Raw genomic sequence first — 17,950 nt, 5'->3', positions numbered from 1 at the left:
TGATACCCATGGCTCTGGCGAAAAGGCAAGGCGATTGCGCATGGAAGACCGTCCAGATCTGATGAACGATATGAACGCCCGTTCGCGCGAGGTGTTTCGAAGCGTGGTTGAAAGCTACCTGAGCACGGGTGCGCCGGTGGGGTCACGCACGCTGACCCGCGCCCTGACCGAAAAGGTAAGCGCGGCGACCATTCGCAATGTCATGCAGGACTTGGAGTTTATGGGGCTGTTGGGCAGCCCGCATATCTCGGCCGGGCGCATCCCGACCGAGCTTGGTCTGCGGATGTTTGTCGACGGGCTTTTGGAAGTGTCCAATCTGGATCAGGGGGACCGTCAGAAAATCGATGAGACGGTTGGCAAGTCCGACAGCAATATCAACACGATGATGGACCGGGTCGGGTCCGCGCTGTCTGGCATTACCGCTGGGGCCAGTCTTGTTCTGACACCAAAGCACGAAGCCCCGATCAAACATATCGAGTTTGTATCGCTTGGCGCTGACCGGGCGCTGGTGGTGCTGGTGTTCGCCGACGGGCATGTGGAAAACCGCGTGTTCACGCCGCCGATTGGCCAGACCCCATCGTCAATGCGCGAGGCTGCGAATTTTCTGAATGCGTTGGCCGAAGGGCGCACGATCTCGGAATTGCAGACCATTGTGACACGTGAAATCAAGAGGCGGCGGCAGGAGCTCGATGTCCTGGCGCAGGATCTTGTGGAAAGCGGTGCCGCGCTTTGGGAAAACGAAGGCCAGCCTTATGAGCGTCTGATTGTGCGGGGCCGGTCAAATCTGTTGGCCGAAGATGCGGAAGCCGCCGACCTTGAAAAGATAAAAACGCTGTTTGACGACCTCGAACGCAAGCGTGACATCGCAGAATTCCTTGAACTTGCCGATCAAGGCGAGGGTGTGCGCATTTTTATTGGGTCAGAGAACAAACTTTTCTCACTTTCGGGTTCCTCTTTGGTGGTTTCACCTTATATGAACGCTGATCGAAAGATTATTGGTGCGGTAGGGGTCATCGGGCCCACACGGTTAAACTATGGACGGATTGTCCCCATCGTGGACTACACCGCGCAATTGATCGGCAAGATGATCTCGGATCGGAAATAGAGGCGAAGAGATGGCTGACGCGAAAGACAACGCAGTTGAAAACATGGAAACGGCAATCGAAGAGCTGATGACCGAGGAGGTCGAGATTGACCTGACCGAAGTCGATCCAGCCGAAGAGATGGACGCCCTGCGCGCCGAACGGGACGAATTCAAGGACCGCTTCATGCGTGCACTGGCTGATGCGGAGAATACCCGCAAGCGTGGTGAGCGTGATCGCCGCGAAGCTGAGCAATATGGCGGGTCGAAACTGGCGCGCGATATGCTGCCGGTTTATGACAACATGAAGCGCGCGCTGGAAGCTGCCGGCGATGCTGGCGACGGCGCAAAAGCCTTGGTTGAGGGTGTCGAGCTGACGATGCGGTCGCTTCTGAACATCTTTGAGAAGCATGGAATGCGGCTCGTGTCCCCGAAAGAGGGTGATAAATTCGACCCTGAAATCCACGAGGCGATGTTCGAAGCCCCGGTTCCCGGTAGCAAAGCGGGCGACATCATTCAGGTCATGGCAGAAGGGTTCATGCTACATGACCGCCTTTTGCGCCCCGCGCAGGTTGGCGTGTCGTCCACGCCCGCCTAAACGGGCAATCGCACCTTTGAACGCCCTTGCATTTGCGGGGGCGTTCTAGCCTTCGCCCATCAGCTCTTTCAGCTCGTAAAGAAGGTTTAACGCCTCGATGGGTCGCAAATCGTCGGGGTGGATATCACGCAGGGCAAGCTCCAGATCCGAAGGGCCGCTTTGGCTAACCGGCGCGGTCGCGGGAACAGCCGAGAAAAGCGGCAAGTCGTCGATCACGGCCTTTTGCCCGCTGCCTTCGCGCTCGCCTTTTTCAAGCGCCGCCAGAACAAGGTTTGCACGTTCGATCACGCTTCCGGGTAGCCCGGCAAGCTTGGCGACTTGCACCCCATAGGACCGATCTGCCGCGCCTTTGCGCACTTCGTGCAGGAAGATGACATCGCCTTCCCACTCCTTGACCGCGATGGTCGCGTTTTCAACCCCGTCCAGCTTGTCCGCCAGTTGCGTCATTTCGTGATAGTGGGTCGCGAACAACGCGCGGCTTCGGTTGACGTCGTGCAGATGTTCAAGTGTCGCCCACGCGATGGACAGGCCGTCATAGGTCGCCGTGCCACGCCCGATTTCATCCAGAATGACAAGTGCCCGGTCGTCAGCCTGATTCAGAATGGCTGCCGTTTCGACCATTTCCACCATGAAGGTGGAGCGGCCACGCGCCAGATCATCCGACGCCCCAACGCGACTGAAAAGCTGTGAGACAAGGCCAATATGGGCGGATGTTGCGGGGACATAGCTTCCCGCTTGCGCCAGCAGAGCGATCAGGGCGTTCTGGCGCAGAAACGTTGACTTACCCGCCATGTTTGGCCCGGTCAAAAGCCAGACATCAGCCCCTTTGGTGCCATCGGCAAGGTCGCAATCATTGGCGATGAACGGCTCGCCGGTCTTTCGCAAGGCGGCTTCGACAACGGGGTGCCTGCCGCCTTTGATGTCAAGGATGCGGCTGTCATCAACAAGAGGTTTGCACCAGTTTTCAACGCGGGCCAGGTCTGAAAAACCTGCGGCCACGTCGATCTCGGCCAGGGCGCGCGCGGTTTGGGCAAGGGCGGCAGCGCGGTCAAGAATTGCTTCAACCAAGGTGGAATAGAGACCTTTTTCGATCTCAAGCGACCGGTTGCGCGCATTCAGGATTTTGGTTTCCATATCGCCAAGTGCGACGGTCGTGAAGCGCACGGCGTTGGCGGTTGTTTGGCGATGAATATATTGCTCAGACAGTGGCGGCCCCAGCATTTTCTGGGCATGGGTCGATGTTGTTTCGATGAAGTAACCAAGCACGTTGTTGTGCTTGATCTTCAGCGACCCGATACCGGTGTGTTCCGCGTATTGCGATTGCATCTTTGCGATGACACTGCGACCTTCGTCCCGCAATTGGCGTGCTTCGTCCAGGTCTTGATCATAGCCGGGCGCGATAAAGCCGCCGTCGCGCGCCAGAAGCGGGGGTTCAGCAATCAGGGCGTCTTCGAGCAGACGAGACAGATCGTCATGCCCGACCAAAGCCTCTGTCGCTTTTGCAAGCGTTTCGGGCAAATCAAGACCGGACAGCGTGGCGTGAATGTCTGATGCGGCGGCGATCGCGCTGCGGATGGCGGCCAAATCGCGCGGCCCACCGCGATCCAATCCCAGTCGGGACAGTGCGCGGTCCATGTCTGGCGCGTTGCGCAGGGCGGTGCGCAAGTCTTCGGCCAGCCGACGCTCGTCTTTCAGGAACGTCACAGCAGACAGGCGTGCATGGATCTCGGTCAGATTGCGCGATGGGCTGGACAGCCGACGCTCCAACAAACGACCGCCACCCGCGGTGATGGTGTGATCTATTGCGGCCAAAAGTGATCCTTCGCGACCGCCTGACAAGCTGTGCGTCAGTTCAAGGTTGCGGCGAGTCGCTGCGTCGATCTGCATCGTGCCTTGCGCGGTTTCGCGTTGTGGCGATTGCAGCAGAGGCAGTTTGCCCTTTTGTGTGATGTCGAGGTATTCGACGATCGCCCCCAAGGCACCAACCTCGGCCCGCGAAAACGCGCCGAACGCCTCAAGCGAGCCGATGTTATAGAGGTCAAGCAACCGCTTTTCCGCACTTGTGCTGTCAAACGCAGCCCGCGAAAGAGGGGTCGCAGATGCACTTGATTCAGTCACTAAATCGGCCAATTCGGCTTCGATCGTGTCACAAATGATCAATTCGCGAGGGGCAAGTCGGGCCAGTTCGGGTGACAGGCGGTGGCGCGCACAGGGCATAACGCGGATCGCGCCGGTCGAGATATCAACCCATGCCAAAGCAGCGTCGTCGCGTATTTCATTGTAGGCGGCCAGAAAGTTGTGGCGCCGCGCATCCAGAAGGCTTTCTTCGGTCAGCGTGCCGGGTGTGACAAGCCGCACAACGTCGCGCTTCACCACTGATTTCGACCCACGCTTCTTGGCTTCGGCGGGATCCTCCATCTGCTCGCAGACGGCAACGCGGAACCCCTTGCGGATCAGCGCCAGCAGGTAACCTTCGGCCGCGTGAACCGGCACGCCGCACATCGGGATGTCTTCGCCCAGATGCTTGCCGCGCTTGGTTAGCGCGATATCAAGCGCGGCTGCTGCGGCGACAGCATCATCAAAGAACAGCTCGTAAAAATCGCCCATGCGATAAAACAACAGCGCGTCAGGGTAGTTTTCCTTGAGGTCAAGGAACTGCGCCATCATCGGCGTGATCTTGGCTGTCTTTTCGCTCACCCTGGCCCCCGGTCTTGCGGTTTGCGCAAGACTATGACCTCTGCCATTTGGGCGAAAGGGGGGTCAGGTGTTTTTGCGCCGCGAGACCCAATTCCAGCTAGACGCACACATATCGTCAAGGCCAAGCTTGGCCTTGAAACCCAACAAATCCCGCGCCAACTTCGGGTCACCGTAAACACAGGCGATATCTCCTGCGCGGCGCGGCGCAATTTCATAGGCCAAAGTATGGCCGGCTGCACGCTCATAGGCTTTCAGCATGTCCAGAACCGAATAGCCGGTGCCAGTGCCAAGGTTCACCGTATGGCTTTCACCGGTATTCAGAAGCGTTTCGACAGACTGCACATGCCCACGCGCAAGGTCCATCACATGGATATAGTCGCGCACACCGGTTCCGTCGGGCGTGTCATAGTCCGCACCAAAGATCGACAACGTCTCAAGCTCGCCAGTAGCGACCTTCGCGATATAGGGCATCAGATTGTTTGGAATATCGTTGGGATCTTCCCCGATCAGCCCTGTGGGATGGGCGCCCGCCGGGTTGAAATAGCGCAGGATGCCGAAGGTCCAGCGATCATCTGAGTCAGCGATTTGTTCCAGCGACTGCTCACACACCAGCTTGGTATAGCCATAGGGGCTGTTGAAGCTGCGCGGCGCGGTTTCAGGCACCGGAAGCTGGTCGGGCTGACCGTAAACGGTGGCCGAAGAAGAAAAGACCAGAGTGAATACGCCAGCGCGCTGCATGGCCCCCAAAAGCGTATAAAGACCCGAGATGTTGGTGGTCAGATAGTCGAGCGGCTTCTCGGTGCTTTCGCCCACAGCCTTCAGCGCAGCGAAGTGAATCACGGCGTTGATCTGATGGTCTGAAAAGATGCGATCAAGGCAATCCGCGTCCAGCACATCGCCTTCGATACAGGTTACTGCTGCGCCGCTGATAACCTCCAGTCGGTCGGTCACATCGCGCTGGGCGTTTGAGAAGTTGTCAAGAATGACCACCTCGTAACCCGCATTGCAAAGCTCGACATAAGTGTGAGAGCCAATAAAGCCCGCGCCTCCGGTCAAAAGGATTTTCTGCGCCACGTGTGACCTCCTGCTTACGGGTCGAGATATAGGGCGTCTTGACCGAAAAGGCACGCCAGAATGATATCGCGCCAAAAGGGTGCCGCCTAAAGGTCGATCATTCCGAAAATTGCAAGAAACTAGCGCACGAAGGTCACAGAATTACAAAAAACCGTCGAAAAAAGACACAAAGCTGCGTCAATAGCGGTTGAGGCCCAGTTTCTGCCCCTGTATGGGTTGGCCTGCACAGAAGCGTAGAAGAAGGCCAAGACGATGCCCAAAGCCAAGATTACCTCAGAAGAGGCACTTGCCTATCACTTGAACCCGTCGCCGGGAAAGTTTGAAATTACGGCATCGGTTGCGATGACAACACAGCGTGATTTGTCGCTGGCCTATAGCCCCGGTGTTGCGGTGCCCTGCGAGGCTATCGCGGCTGATCCTCAGACCGCTTATGACTACACCACCAAGGGCAATCTTGTGGCCGTGATTTCGAACGGCACGGCGGTTTTGGGGCTGGGCAATCTTGGTGCGCTTGCGTCGAAACCTGTCATGGAAGGCAAGGCCGTTCTGTTCAAGCGCTTTGCGGACGTGAACTCGATCGATATCGAACTGGACACCGAAGATCCAGACGCATTCATCAACGCCGTAAAGCTGATGGGACCGACCTTTGGCGGCATCAATCTTGAAGATATCAAGGCGCCGGAATGCTTTATCATCGAGCAGCGGCTCAAGGAAGAAATGGACATCCCGGTTTTCCATGACGACCAGCATGGAACGGCGGTGATCTGCGCGGCGGGCTTGATGAATGCTCTGCACCTGTCTGGCAAGAAAATTGAAGACTGCCGCATCGTCCTGAACGGCGCGGGCGCAGCGGGGATTGCGTGTATCGAGCTGATCAAGACGATGGGTGCAAAGCACGACAATTGCATCGTTTGTGACACCAAAGGCGTCATCTATCAGGGCCGCAAAGACGGCATGAACCAGTGGAAATCTGCCCACGCCGCCAACACCGAGTTGCGCACCTTGGAAGAGGCGATGCAGGGCGCGGATGTTTTCCTTGGCGTGTCCGTGAAGGGGGCCGTGACGCAAGACATGGTGGCTTCGATGGCAGATAATCCTGTCATTTTCGCCATGGCGAACCCCGACCCCGAGATCACCCCCGAAGAAGCCCACGAAGTGCGCAATGACGCGATCGTCGCCACGGGCCGGTCGGACTATCCAAACCAGGTCAATAATGTGCTGGGCTTTCCCTACCTGTTTCGCGGCGCGCTGGACATCAACGCGCGCGCCATCAATGACGAGATGAAGCTGGCCTGCGCCCGTGCCTTGGCAGAGCTGGCGCGCGAAGATGTGCCAGACGAAGTGGCGGTTGCCTACGGCAAAAAGCTGACATTCGGTCGGGACTATATCATTCCCACGCCATTCGATCCGCGGCTGATTTACCGCATTCCGCCCGCCGTGGCGCGGGCTGGCATGGACACTGGGGTAGCCCGCCGACCCATCATTGACATGGATGGCTACGAGATGTCGTTGAAAGCGCGGATGGACCCGACGGCCTCAATCCTGCGGGGGATCACGGCGCGGGCGCGGAAAAACCAGGCGACGATGGTCTTTGCCGAAGGCGATACGCCGCAGGTTCTGCGTGCGGCTGTGCAATATCAGCGTGACGGCTACGGGCGGGCCTTGGTCGTTGGCCGTGAAGAGGATGTCAAAGCCAAGCTTGTTGCCGAAGGGCTAGAGGATGCCGTTCGTGAACTGCGCGTGGTCAATGCGGGCAACACCGAATTCATGCCCGTCTATAAAGACTTCCTGTATGAGCGGTTGCAGCGAAAAGGGTTCGACCGTCACGATATTCACCGGCTGGCGGCCCGTGATCGGCATGTGTTTTCCTCCCTTATGCTGGCGCATGGGCATGGCGACGGGCTGATCACCGGTGCGACACGCAAATCGGCCTATGTGCTTGATCGGATCAATCACGTTTTCGACGCGCGGGCCTGCGATGGGGCGGTTGGCGTCACGGCGGTGCTGCATCGTGGCCGGATTGTTCTGATCGCCGATACCTTGGTGCATGAATGGCCCGACAGCGAGGATCTGGCAAACATCGCCGAGCGCGCGGCGACGGTCGCACGCGGGTTGGGGCTTGAACCCCGGGTCGCCTTTGTCAGCTTTTCGACCTTTGGCTATCCGGTGTCAGAGCGCGCCGAGAAAATGCACGAGGCGCCTGAGATCCTGGAAGCACGGGGCGTCGATTTCGAATTTGACGGTGAAATGACGGCCGATGTTGCCCTGAACGCCGACGTTATGGCGCAGTATCCGTTCTGCCGCTTGTCCGCTCCGGCCAATGTGTTGGTGGTGCCGGCGCGGCATTCTGCGTCGATCTCGGTGAAGTTGATGCAGGAACTGGCAGGAGCGACGGTGATCGGGCCGATCCTGTCCGGGATCAACCAGCCAATTCAGATCTGTTCGACGAATTCGACCGCGAATGACATTCTGAACATGGCCGTTCTGGCAGCGGCGCGGCTGGGCGAACACTAAAGCGACGTAGGCTCTTGTTTGACCAACGTCATGCGTCGCTCGTAACGTGGCGCATGACGTACATCAGATCTCATTGGCGCGGGGAACATCCCTTGGCTCGGTCGTTTTGGCTGAATGGGGTTGCGCTGCGGCTGTTGGTCTATTTTGCGTTGGTTATTCTGACGCAGACCCAACCGTTGCCGGCGCCAATCTTTCTGGTCGCCGTTGTTCTGGATGCGCTGATTTTCATCTGGCAAGCCACGGGGTATTTCAGGGCGGCCGAACACAACCTTTCTGGCACTGGGTCACAGTTGCCGCTTTGGGGCGGGATGATCGCCTTGATCGTTGCTGTTTTTATCATGTTTGCGCAGTGGTGGGGTCTTGTTTTGGCAGCAAATCCCGCGCCAGAAGAAGAGCACCATTTTGCCAAGCTGGAGCGATACCGTGCCGCACAATACGCGCTGAATGTCTCGGATGATGGCAACACCATCCTGATTAGCGGAACCATCACGCACGGCGTGACCAAGAAGCTTCGCGAGCTTCTGGAGGTGACGCCTGACGTAATCACGGTTCATTTGGAAAGCGAAGGCGGGAATATATTCGAGGCACGTGGGCTGGCCGGCCTGATCAGGCAAAAAGGGCTTTCCACACATGTGGCGCAAATCTGCGCTTCCTCATGCACGACGGTGTTTATGGCCGGGGATCGGCGGTCGGCGGATGCGGGCGCAAGGCTTGGGTTTCACGGCTACGCGCTGCAGGATGCGGCGCAACTGCCTCGGTTTGACATCGAAGCTGAACAGGACCGCGACCGAGAGTTTTTCAGAAACCAAGGCGCGTCAGAGCCTTTCCTGACGCGTATGTTCCAGACTGCCAGCCCGTCCATCTGGTTTCCCGATCACGCCACATTGCGAAATTCTGGCGTCTTGCGGGACTAGTTTCTGCGCAGACAGAGAAAGAAAAACGCCCCACCGAATTCACGGTAGGGCGTTCAGCTTTGGATCGGATAGTCTTTAGCCGATGATGGCGTTCAGCGTCGCGCTGGGCCGCATCACTTTCGCCTTTTTCTCGACGCTCGGGTGATAGTATCCGCCAATGTCGGCGGGCGGACCTTGCACGGCGGCCAGTTCTGCCAGAATTGCGTCTTCGCCATCGGCCAGCGCCTTGGCAATCGGGGCGAATTCCGCTGCGATTTCGGCGTCATCGGTCTGGGCGGCCAGCGCCTCGGCCCAGTAGCGGGCGAACCAATAGTGGCTGTCGCGGTTGTCCGGCTCACCCACCTTGCGCGAGGGCGAGCGGTTGTTGTCGAGGATACCTTGCGTGGCTTCCTCAGCCGCAGCGCCCAGAACACCGGCTTTGGCATTGCCTTTCGCGTCGGCCAGGAAGTTCAGGCTTTCACCCAGCGCGCAGAACTCGCCCATCGAATCCCAGCGCAGGTGGTTTTCTTCAACGAGTTGCTGAACGTGCTTGGGGGCGGATCCACCCGCACCGGTTTCAAACAATCCACCACCGTTCATCAGCTTCACGATCGACAGCATCTTGGCCGAGGTGCCAAGCTCCAAAATCGGGAACAGGTCGGTCAGATAATCGCGCAGCACGTTGCCGGTGATCGCAATTGAATCCTTGCCCGCGGTGATGGTTTCCAGCGACTGGCGGGTCGCTTCGCGCGGCGCCATGATCTGGAACTTGTCCGCCACACCGGCTTTTTCCAGCGCGGGCTTCACATATTTGATCAGCTCGGCGTCATGGGCGCGGTTTGCGTCCAGCCAGAAGATCGCTTCCGACCCCGTCAGGCGCTGACGGTCCATCGCCAGCTCGATCCAGTTTTCAATCGGGGCCTTCTTCACGGTGCAAGCGCGCCAGATGTCACCGGCCTCGACCTGATGCTCATGCAGGGTTTCGCCATTGGCCAGCACGATGCGAATGGTGCCGTCGGCAGGCGCTTCGAAGGTGGTGGGGTGCGAGCCATATTCCTCGGCTTTCTGCGCCATCAGACCCACATTCGCGACCGCGCCAGCGGTGGTCACGTCCAGCTTGCCGTTTTCCTTGAAGAAGTTGATCGTTTCGTCATAGACGGTTGCGTAGCAGCGGTCGGGGATCACACAGTTGGTGTCGCCTTTCTTGCCAGCGGCGTCCCAACCCTTGCCGCCCGCGCGGATCACGGCGGGCATCGAGGCGTCGATGATCACGTCCGACGGGACATGCAGGTTGGTGATGCCCTTGTCCGAGTCGACCATATACATGGCGGGACGCTCAGCGGTCAGGGCTTCGATGGCGGCCATGATCTCGGCGTCGCCTTCGACCCGCTCCAGTAGGTCGCCCATGCCGGAGTTCGGATTGACGCCCAGCGCCTCCAGCCTGTCGCCAAACTTGTCGAACACGGGCGCGAGCCATGCTTTCACGGCGTGACCAAAGATGATTGGATCCGACACCTTCATCATCGTCGCTTTCATGTGAAGCGAGAACATGGTGCCGTCTTTCTTGGTGTCTTCAATGGCGTCTGCCAGGAAAGCACCCAGCGCGCGAGCCGACATAAAGGTCGCATCCGCGATGGTGCCTTCGTCCAGCGTCCAGCCGTCTTTCAGAACGGTGACGCTACCGTCTTTGGCAACAAATTCGATCTTCGCATCGCCCGCTTGCGCGGCGGTGATCGTTGCCGACTTCTCATTCGCGTAGAAGTCATTGTCGGGCATCGACGAAACCTTGGTCTTGCTGTCCGACGACCATTCACCCATTGAATGCGGGTTCTTTTGGGCGAAGTTCTTCACGGCCTTGGCCGCGCGACGGTCCGAGTTGCCCTCACGTAGAACCGGGTTCACCGCCGACCCTTTGATGGCGTCATAGCGCGCGCGGATGGCCCTTTCTTCGTCTGTCTTGGGTTCTTCAGGATAGTCGGGCAGCTTGTAGCCCTGCGCCTGAAGTTCTTCCACCGCGGCCACAAGTTGCGGCACCGAGGCCGAGATGTTGGGCAGCTTGATAACATTCGCGTCGGGCGTTTTCACCAGGTTGCCAAGTTCGGCCAAATCGTCGGATTGGCGTTGCTCTGCCGTCAGGTTCTCCGGGAAAGTCGAGATGATGCGCGCCGCAAGCGAGATATCTTTGGTGCCGACGGTCACACCAGCGGCAGAAGCGAAGCGCTTGATGATCGGCAGGAACGAGGCGCTGGCCAGCTCGGGCGCTTCGTCTACAATGGTATACAGAATGTCGGGTTGTGATGTATCAGTCATGTCAGGACACCTCTTTTTTGCGGAGAGCTTCACCTCGGGGTCAATGCCCGGACGGTGAAAGGTGAGAATTCCACACCCACATACACAAGATTGCCGCGAAAAAAAAGGGACTTGCGGACGCAGGGGCCGATTTCAGCTATGATAACGCAAGCAGTGGCAATATCTGCTTCTTCAAAAGGTAGTGGCTGGCAATCTCGCGCCCATCATGGACGATTGAAAAGACACCATAGGGGTTGGGAACGGACTGCCGAAGCTGCTTTGCGGATGTGACTTCGATCGCGTGGAAGGGAATGCCCGCCTCGTCTGCCGCGTCTTTTGCGTTGCTGACCGCGTCTTCCAGATACGGGCACTGCGCGCTGTGGAACACCGTTAGGCCGGGACCGCAGGCCTTGGCCTTTTCTGCCGCCCTGCCAACAATAGATGGGGTGGGGCCTTTCTTGAACGACTTCAAGACAAGGTCGAAATTCGGGTCGGCTTGATCGACCGACAGGTAACCCCGCGGCGTCAGAAGTTTCTTGTCGACCAACCAGTTGCCGGATCGAGTCAGCGCGGTCACGCCGAGAAAGCCGTTGTCACGGGCCCAGTTTTCGACTTCGTCCAGCAGCAATTGTGCGTGACCTTGACCCCGGCTATTACCGACGACCCAGATACAGTGGATGGCGACCAGACCCTTCGCGTTTTCAATCCCGCGCCAAGCGAATTCGGCCGGGATAAATTCGACAAATCCGCGTTCGCCGTCGCCCAGCAGCCGCAGCTGCAAGCCTTCCTCAAAGCGATCGGCGAGCCATGCGCGCTTCCGCTTCCACGCACTGGTCTTGCGCGCGCTCATCTTGCAGAAAAAGCCGTGTTGTTCGACGGTGTCGTTTGTGACGGTGATCAGTTCTGTCATGCGAGCCTCCTTGAGAAGCAAGCTCGCATGATTGATCTTGGCTGTCTTTGAGGCGCGTCAATCGCGCTTACAGACGGTCCATGATCGCTTCGGCGATCGACATTGTATTGCCGGTGCCGCCCAGATCAGGGGTGACGCGATCTTTGGCTTGAACAGTGTCTATCACAGCCTTTTTCAGGCGATCGGCATCGGCATTCAGGCCAACATGTTCCAACATCAGACCAGCGGCCATCAGAAAGGCGCAGGGGTTGGCTTTTTGTTGGCCGGCAATGTCGGGGGCCGATCCATGGACGGCCTCAAAAATTGCGGCGTCTTTGCCGATGTTCGCGCCGGGGGCCAGCCCCAGACCGCCGACCAGACCGGCAGCAAGGTCGGACAGGATGTCGCCAAACAGGTTGGTGGTGACGATCACATCAAACGCTTCGGGATACATGACCATCTGCATGGCGCAGGCATCAACGATGCGTTCATCAACCTCGACGCGCCCCTCGTATTCCTTCGCCACCTCGCGGGCTTCTTCCAGAAACATGCCGGACAGCAGCTTCAGGATGTTGGCCTTGTGCACGATCGACACCTTCTTGCGCCCATTTGCCACTGCGTAATCGAACGCCGCGCGGGTGATCCGGCGCGCTTCATCCTTGGTGTTGTAGCCGGTCGAGTAAACTTTGCCCTTCGGGTCGCCGTTATGCTCCATGTAGCCTTCGTCGGCGATGTAGTAGCCTTCGAGGTTTTCACGGAAAATCACCATGTCAATGTTGTCATAGCGCCCATCAGTCTTGATCGTCTTGGTGGGGCGCACGTTGGCAAAAAGCTCAAACTCCTGCCGCAGTTGCAGGTTGATCGACTTGAAGCCACCGCCGACCGGCGTGGTCAGCGGGCCTTTCAGCGCCAGTTTGGTGCGACGGATGCTGTCAATGGTGGCTTGTGGAAGCGGGTCGCCGGTTGCGTCAATGCCAGCCATACCTGCCTGCTGAACATCCCATTCAAACGGGCTGCCCATATGGTCAAGGATGGCGGTCACGGCTTCGGTGATTTCGGGGCCGATACCGTCGCCGGGAATCAGGGTTGCTTGGATCTTGGTGGTCATGGTTGTCTCCAGGCTTTTGGTGCGCGTTACCGCTCATCTATACGGTATACCATGGAATACAAGAGGAATCTCAAATTCAGAAACCCGAATAAATCATAGGTCTTCGATGCAATAACCTAGCTTTCCCTTGAGATCGCTGTCCAGCGCAATAGGCTGTCCAAAAGCAGGAGGCCGCCGTGGCGATCTATAATCTGGGGTCGATCAACATCGACAATTTCTATGACGTCGATCACCTGCCGAGGCCGGGTGAAACGCTGGCGTCGAATGATCATCGTGTCGGTTTGGGCGGGAAGGGCGCAAACCAATCCATCGCGGCTGCGCTGGCTGGGGCAACAGTTCATCATATCGGCGCCGTCGGAGCGGAGGGAGCATGGTGCGTGGACCGGTTGGCCAAAGCTGGGGTCAAAACCGACAACGTGGCAGTGGTCAACGCGCCCACAGGACACGCCAATATCTGCGTCGACGCAGCAGGTGAGAATATGATTGTCTTGTTCGCGGGGGCAAATGCGCAGATAACCGACGCGCAAGTCGCAGACGCTCTCAAGGATGCCGATGCGAATGATACTCTAATCATGCAGAATGAAACGGTTTTGACGTTGGAAGCCGCCACGCTGGCACGAAAGAAGGGCCTGTTTGTCGTCTACTCCGCCGCGCCCTTCGACGCATCGCGCGCGGCGCACATGTTGCCCGTGACCGACCTTCTTGTGGTGAATGAGGTCGAAGCCAAACAGCTTTCCAATGCGCTGGGCGTGGCGACGGACCAAATTGATGTGCCGAACCTGTTGATCACCAAAGGTGCGCAAGGTGCCGTGTGGCGGGTTGGTGCAAAGGGCCAGAAAACAGACGTCCCTGCTTTCAAGGTCGATCCGGTTGATACGACCGGCGCTGGTGATTGCTTTATCGGCTATGTCGCGGCCGGGCTGGATCAGGGGTTGGACATCCGCGACGCGATGCGGTTGGGCGCTGCTGCGTCCGCCATTCAGGTCACCCGCCACGGCACCGCAGACGCCATGCCAAATCGGGCTGAGGTTGATGCGTTTCTGACTGAAACAGGCTCTGACTAGCCCTTCAATAGCTGCCCCAGTCGCATTGCGACCGACACATCACCTGTGATCTTTATCTTGCCCATCATAACGGCGGTCATCGGGTTTAGCTTTCCGGTCAAAAGCTTTTTCAGGTTCTCGGTGGACAGGTGAAGCGCGCAATCCGTCTCGCGATTCTGGGTGCTGACTTCGTTGTCGGCCAGCACGATAACGCCGTCCTTTCCGCAATCAAACTTGAGCGACCCGTCAAAGCCATTGCCAGCAAGCCCGGCCTGCATTCCCTGAACGATATTGGTAAGTGGCATGTCAATCCCTCCGCATCGCATTGCGATAAGACAAACAGGGTAAAGCGGCAAGATTGACCAAAGGGCCGGTGACGTCAGGTCCGGGACAGGGCGGCGACCGTGTGGGCACACGGGGTGCCGCCATAAAACACCTCTAGGACCTGCTGAAAGATCGGTGGGGCGTCATGCACGGCAGCAAAAATCGTCATGCTGGACCGCAGCTTCTTGGCGTCAACTTCGCCCAGAATGTCCGCCGGGTCGGTGCCAGCGTGCTCAAGCAGCAGCGATGAGACCACAAGCAGGCGGCGCTTCAGCTCTTCATGATGCAGATAGGCCGTTGCTTCGTTCAAATCCTCAAGCCCGTAAAGCTGCGCCAGATCAGATCGGCCCAATTCAGCAAGCTGCGGGAAGACAAACCACATCCAATGGCTTGTCTTCTTTCCAGCCTGAAGTTCGTTCAGGACATCGTGCCATACGGTATCCTGAGCTTCGATGAACATGTCCAGTTCATCATCGGTATCGTCGTCGAAACTCACTTTGCAACGCGCTTGTTGCGCATCGCGATCAGCTTCAGACGCAGGGCGTTCAGCTGGATGAAGCCAGCCGCGTCGGTCTGATCATAAGCGCCCATGTCTTCTTCGAACGTCACGTGTTCTTCTGAATACAGCGAATGATCGGACCAACGCCCCACAACGCGGGCAAGCCCTTTGTAAAGCTTCATGCGAACCGTGCCGGTCACGTGGTCCTGGCTGGCGTCGATGGCGGCTTGCAACATCTCGCGTTCGGGGCTGAACCAGTAGCCGTTGTAAATCAGCTCGGCGTATTTCGGCATCAGCTCGTCTTTCAGGTGCATCGCGCCACGATCCATGGTGATCGACTCGATCCCGCGATGCGCGTCCAGCAGAATGGTGCCGCCGGGCGTTTCGTAGATGCCGCGCGATTTCATCCCGACATAGCGACCTTCGACCAGATCAAGACGACCAATGCCGTGCTTGTGGCCGTATTCGTTCAGCACAGTCAGGATCGTCGCGGGGGACATGTCGACACCGTTGACCGACACCGCGTCGCCTTTTTCAAAACCGACCTCGATAAACTCGGGCGTATCAGGCGCGTCTTCGGGATTAACCGTGCGTTGGTAAACGTAATCGGGCGCGTCTTCGGCCGGATCTTCCAGGGATTTGCCCTCGGACGAGGTGTGTAGAAGGTTCGCATCGACCGAGAACGGCGCCTCGCCACGCTTGTCTTTTGCGACCGGTATCTGGTGTTGCTCGGCGAACTCAATCAAGCGTGTCCGCGAGCCCAGATCCCACTTTCGCCAAGGCGCGATCACCTGAATTTCCGGGTTCAGCGCATAGCAGGCCAGTTCAAACCGAACCTGATCGTTGCCTTTGCCGGTCGCGCCGTGGCTGACCGCATCCGCGCCGTGTTCTTCGGCAATCTCAACCAATCGCTTCGAGATCAGCGGCCGCGCGATTGAAGTGCCCAGCAGATAGAGCCCTTCGTATTGTGCATTGGCGCGGAACATCGGGAACACATAGTCGCGCACGAATTCCTCGCGCAGGTCTTCGATGTGGATGTTTTCGGGCTTGATGCCCAGCATCTCGGCCTTCTTGCGGGCGGGTTCCAGTTCTTCACCCTGACCCAGGTCAGCGGTAAAGGTAATCACTTCGCAACCATACTCGGTTTGCAGCCATTTCAGGATGATCGAGGTATCAAGGCCGCCGGAATAGGCCAGAACAACTTTCTTGGGCGCAGACATCGTTTTCTCCTACGTGGGGTCCGCGCGCAGTTACCTGTTTTTCTTGGGAAGAGCAAGGTCACTTGACGCCAAGCCCGCGTTCTTTGCGGGCCGGGTTGGCAGGGCTTGAACTGCATCCGGTTTCGCGCAAATGCTAGGGGATGAGCGATTTCGTCGACAAGGCCCACAGTGCCGAACATCATATGCGCGCGGTGTTTCCCGCGACGCCGTTGCAGCGCAATGATCATCTGTCCGCCAGATATGGTGCTGACGTCTGGCTGAAACGGGAAGACCTGAGCCCGGTGCGCAGCTACAAGATACGGGGTGCCCTGAATGCCATGACCAAGGCTTTGGCACGTGATCCGAAGCTGAAGGTGTTCGTATGCGCGTCGGCTGGAAATCACGCGCAAGGCGTGGCTTTCGTCTGCCGCCATCTTGGGGTTAAGGGCGTGATTTTCATGCCGGTGACAACGCCGCAGCAAAAGATCGCGAAGACGCGCACCTTCGGCGGGGAAAACATCGAAATCCGTCTTGTTGGGGACTATTTTGACGACACGCTGATCGAGGCGCAGGCCTTTTGCAAAGAGGCAGGCGGCCATTTTCTGTCGCCCTTTGACGACCTTGATGTCATTGAAGGTCAGGCGAGTGTCGCCGCCGAAATCATGGAACAGCTTGGTCGCACGCCGGACGTGGTTGTTTTGCCCGTGGGCGGCGGTGGATTGGCCGCAGGGACCACGCGGTATTTTGCCGCTGTCGGGCCCAAGACCGATCTGCGATATATTGAACCCGCGGGCGGTGCCAGCCTTGCGGCGGCACTTGATGCGGGTCACCCCGTCAAGCTGGACAAGGTCGACAACTTTGTTGATGGCGCGGCGGTGGCCCGAATTGGTGATCTGACATTCAGCACGCTAAAGTCGGTGCCAACGGACCATGTAATTGCGGTCCCGGAAGATCGCATTTGCACGACCATTCTAGAGATGCTGAACGTCGAAGGTGTCGTGCTTGAGCCGGCCGGCGCAATGTCTGTTGATGCGCTGCAAGATCTTCGCAAGGTGATACGGGGCAAGACCGTTGTTTGTGTGACTTCTGGCGGCAATTTCGATTTCGAACGCCTTCCCGAAGTGAAAGAGCGTAGCCAGCGACATTCAGGGCTGAAGAAGTATTTTCTGTTGCGCCTGCCACAACGGCCCGGTGCGCTGAAAGATTTCCTTCAGGTGCTTGGACCGGACGACAATATCGCTCGGTTCGAGTATCTCAAGAAAAGCGCGCGAAATTTCGGTTCGGTTCTGATTGGAATCGAAACGACACAGCCTGACAACTTTGACTCGCTTTTTCGACGGCTTGATGAGGGTGGGTTCGTGTATTCCGACATCACCGGCAACGAAACCATAGCCGAGTTTATCGTTTAGGCGCGCGCTACGAACTCCGCCTTCGACGCATCATAGGTTTTGAACAATGGGGCAAGCGGCACGGCTTCGAAATTGCCAGCGGCGGCTTCACGTTCACCCACCGCACATAGGGCCGTCAAAGCCTTGAAGCCCAAATTCAGAGCCGAGCTTTTCAGAAAATGCATGTCTTGTTCAAACAGCGCTGGTTTCGGATTGGCTTTTAGGCGGTCGATCACTTCTTCCACTTCTTCCAAAAACATCTCGGCCACGATGGCGAAGTCATCTTCGCCAATCTCATCTTTTAGTTCGGTAACGCGGTTCCAATCAATCATCAGCACCTCCGCAGTGACCCCT

At 57.9% G+C, this 17,950-nt stretch carries 15 protein-coding genes; 6 read left to right on the top strand and 9 right to left on the bottom strand.

What is annotated here, in order from left to right; translation table 11 throughout:
- Nucleotides 1–40 precede the first annotated feature (40 nt).
- On the top strand, nt 41–1,105 hold the full coding sequence (gene hrcA, locus Q0864_RS06030; protein ID WP_298566888.1) for a heat-inducible transcriptional repressor HrcA: 1,065 nt from the start codon (nt 41–43) through the stop codon (nt 1,103–1,105).
- A 10-nt stretch (nt 1,106–1,115) separates the two neighbouring features.
- Nucleotides 1,116–1,679 (top strand): nucleotide exchange factor GrpE, encoded by a 564-nt coding sequence (locus tag Q0864_RS06025; protein ID WP_298566887.1) that lies wholly within the window; start codon nt 1,116–1,118, stop codon nt 1,677–1,679.
- 45 nt (nt 1,680–1,724) lie between these two features.
- On the opposite strand, the gene mutS is transcribed toward Q0864_RS06025, so the two are convergent.
- Together mutS and galE are read right to left on the bottom strand one after the other, a co-directional pair.
- A complete protein-coding gene (gene mutS, locus Q0864_RS06020) occupies nt 1,725–4,346 on the bottom strand; it encodes a DNA mismatch repair protein MutS (RefSeq protein WP_298567563.1) in 2,622 nt (873 codons plus the stop codon).
- Nucleotides 4,347–4,439: 93 nt separating this feature from the next.
- Nucleotides 4,440–5,450 (bottom strand): UDP-glucose 4-epimerase GalE, encoded by a 1,011-nt coding sequence (gene galE, locus Q0864_RS06015; RefSeq protein WP_298566886.1) that lies wholly within the window; start codon nt 5,448–5,450, stop codon nt 4,440–4,442.
- A 252-nt stretch (nt 5,451–5,702) separates the two neighbouring features.
- Between galE and Q0864_RS06010 the strand changes: the two genes are divergently transcribed.
- On the top strand, nt 5,703–7,964 hold the full coding sequence (locus Q0864_RS06010; protein ID WP_298566885.1) for an NADP-dependent malic enzyme: 2,262 nt from the start codon (nt 5,703–5,705) through the stop codon (nt 7,962–7,964).
- Nucleotides 7,965–8,056: 92 nt separating this feature from the next.
- The gene (locus Q0864_RS06005; RefSeq protein WP_298566884.1) at nt 8,057–8,878 is read left to right on the top strand and encodes a hypothetical protein; all 822 of its coding nucleotides are present in this window, start codon (nt 8,057–8,059) and stop codon (nt 8,876–8,878) included.
- A 75-nt stretch (nt 8,879–8,953) separates the two neighbouring features.
- On the opposite strand, the gene Q0864_RS06000 is transcribed toward Q0864_RS06005, so the two are convergent.
- From Q0864_RS06000 to Q0864_RS05990, 3 genes are all read right to left on the bottom strand, one after another.
- The gene (locus tag Q0864_RS06000; protein ID WP_298566883.1) at nt 8,954–11,167 is read right to left on the bottom strand and encodes an NADP-dependent isocitrate dehydrogenase; all 2,214 of its coding nucleotides are present in this window, start codon (nt 11,165–11,167) and stop codon (nt 8,954–8,956) included.
- A 136-nt stretch (nt 11,168–11,303) separates the two neighbouring features.
- Nucleotides 11,304–12,056 (bottom strand): GNAT family N-acetyltransferase, encoded by a 753-nt coding sequence (locus Q0864_RS05995; RefSeq protein ID WP_298566882.1) that lies wholly within the window; start codon nt 12,054–12,056, stop codon nt 11,304–11,306.
- A 67-nt stretch (nt 12,057–12,123) separates the two neighbouring features.
- Nucleotides 12,124–13,143, bottom strand: coding sequence for an isocitrate/isopropylmalate family dehydrogenase (locus tag Q0864_RS05990; protein WP_298566880.1), 1,020 nt, complete (start codon nt 13,141–13,143; stop codon nt 12,124–12,126).
- Nucleotides 13,144–13,319: 176 nt separating this feature from the next.
- Here Q0864_RS05990 and Q0864_RS05985 point away from each other — a divergent pair, with 176 nt between their 5' ends.
- A complete protein-coding gene (locus tag Q0864_RS05985) occupies nt 13,320–14,207 on the top strand; it encodes a ribokinase (RefSeq protein ID WP_298566879.1) in 888 nt (295 codons plus the stop codon).
- On the opposite strand, the gene Q0864_RS05980 is transcribed toward Q0864_RS05985, so the two are convergent.
- From Q0864_RS05980 to Q0864_RS05970, 3 genes are all read right to left on the bottom strand, one after another.
- Entirely contained in the window at nt 14,204–14,491 is a 288-nt protein-coding gene (locus Q0864_RS05980) for an SCP2 sterol-binding domain-containing protein (protein ID WP_298566878.1), read from the bottom strand. The genes Q0864_RS05985 and Q0864_RS05980 overlap by 4 nt on opposite strands.
- A gap of 74 nt (nt 14,492–14,565) precedes the next feature.
- On the bottom strand, nt 14,566–14,970 hold the full coding sequence (locus Q0864_RS05975) for a DUF1810 family protein (RefSeq protein ID WP_298567560.1): 405 nt from the start codon (nt 14,968–14,970) through the stop codon (nt 14,566–14,568).
- Nucleotides 14,971–15,002: 32 nt separating this feature from the next.
- Nucleotides 15,003–16,229 (bottom strand): argininosuccinate synthase, encoded by a 1,227-nt coding sequence (locus Q0864_RS05970; RefSeq protein WP_298566877.1) that lies wholly within the window; start codon nt 16,227–16,229, stop codon nt 15,003–15,005.
- A 140-nt stretch (nt 16,230–16,369) separates the two neighbouring features.
- Here Q0864_RS05970 and ilvA point away from each other — a divergent pair, with 140 nt between their 5' ends.
- Nucleotides 16,370–17,617: a threonine ammonia-lyase IlvA gene (gene ilvA / locus Q0864_RS05965; RefSeq protein ID WP_298566876.1), complete on the top strand. Its 1,248-nt coding sequence runs from the start codon at nt 16,370–16,372 to the stop codon at nt 17,615–17,617.
- On the opposite strand, the gene Q0864_RS05960 is transcribed toward ilvA, so the two are convergent.
- Nucleotides 17,614–17,928 carry an Hpt domain-containing protein gene (locus Q0864_RS05960; protein ID WP_298566875.1) on the bottom strand — a complete coding sequence of 105 codons (315 nt, stop codon included), beginning with the start codon at nt 17,926–17,928 and terminating at the stop codon, nt 17,614–17,616. The two genes, ilvA and Q0864_RS05960, sit on opposite strands and share 4 nt — an antisense overlap.
- Nucleotides 17,929–17,950 lie beyond the last annotated feature (22 nt).

The organism is uncultured Aliiroseovarius sp. (assembly GCF_947497285.1).
Taxonomy (GTDB): domain Bacteria; phylum Pseudomonadota; class Alphaproteobacteria; order Rhodobacterales; family Rhodobacteraceae; genus Aliiroseovarius.
Note: the sequence above shows the minus strand (reverse complement) of the source record. Positions and strands in the feature narration are given on the sequence as shown.

Excerpts from the sequence above, each read along its gene's own strand:
- Q0864_RS05975 (WP_298567560.1), bottom strand. The coding sequence starts at position 14,970 with ATGTTCATCGAAGCTCAGGATACCGTATGGCACGATGTCCTGAACGAA.
- Q0864_RS05995 (WP_298566882.1), bottom strand. The coding sequence starts at position 12,056 with ATGACAGAACTGATCACCGTCACAAACGACACCGTCGAACAACACGGC.
- Q0864_RS06010 (WP_298566885.1), top strand. The coding sequence starts at position 5,703 with ATGCCCAAAGCCAAGATTACCTCAGAAGAGGCACTTGCCTATCACTTG.
- mutS (WP_298567563.1), bottom strand. The coding sequence starts at position 4,346 with ATGATGGCGCAGTTCCTTGACCTCAAGGAAAACTACCCTGACGCGCTG.
- ilvA (WP_298566876.1), top strand. The coding sequence starts at position 16,370 with ATGAGCGATTTCGTCGACAAGGCCCACAGTGCCGAACATCATATGCGC.
- Q0864_RS05970 (WP_298566877.1), bottom strand. The coding sequence starts at position 16,229 with ATGTCTGCGCCCAAGAAAGTTGTTCTGGCCTATTCCGGCGGCCTTGAT.
- hrcA (WP_298566888.1), top strand. The coding sequence starts at position 41 with ATGGAAGACCGTCCAGATCTGATGAACGATATGAACGCCCGTTCGCGC.
- Q0864_RS05990 (WP_298566880.1), bottom strand. The coding sequence starts at position 13,143 with ATGACCACCAAGATCCAAGCAACCCTGATTCCCGGCGACGGTATCGGC.
- Q0864_RS06025 (WP_298566887.1), top strand. The coding sequence starts at position 1,116 with ATGGCTGACGCGAAAGACAACGCAGTTGAAAACATGGAAACGGCAATC.
- Q0864_RS06000 (WP_298566883.1), bottom strand. The coding sequence starts at position 11,167 with ATGACTGATACATCACAACCCGACATTCTGTATACCATTGTAGACGAA.
- Q0864_RS05960 (WP_298566875.1), bottom strand. The coding sequence starts at position 17,928 with ATGATTGATTGGAACCGCGTTACCGAACTAAAAGATGAGATTGGCGAA.
- Q0864_RS05980 (WP_298566878.1), bottom strand. The coding sequence starts at position 14,491 with ATGCCACTTACCAATATCGTTCAGGGAATGCAGGCCGGGCTTGCTGGC.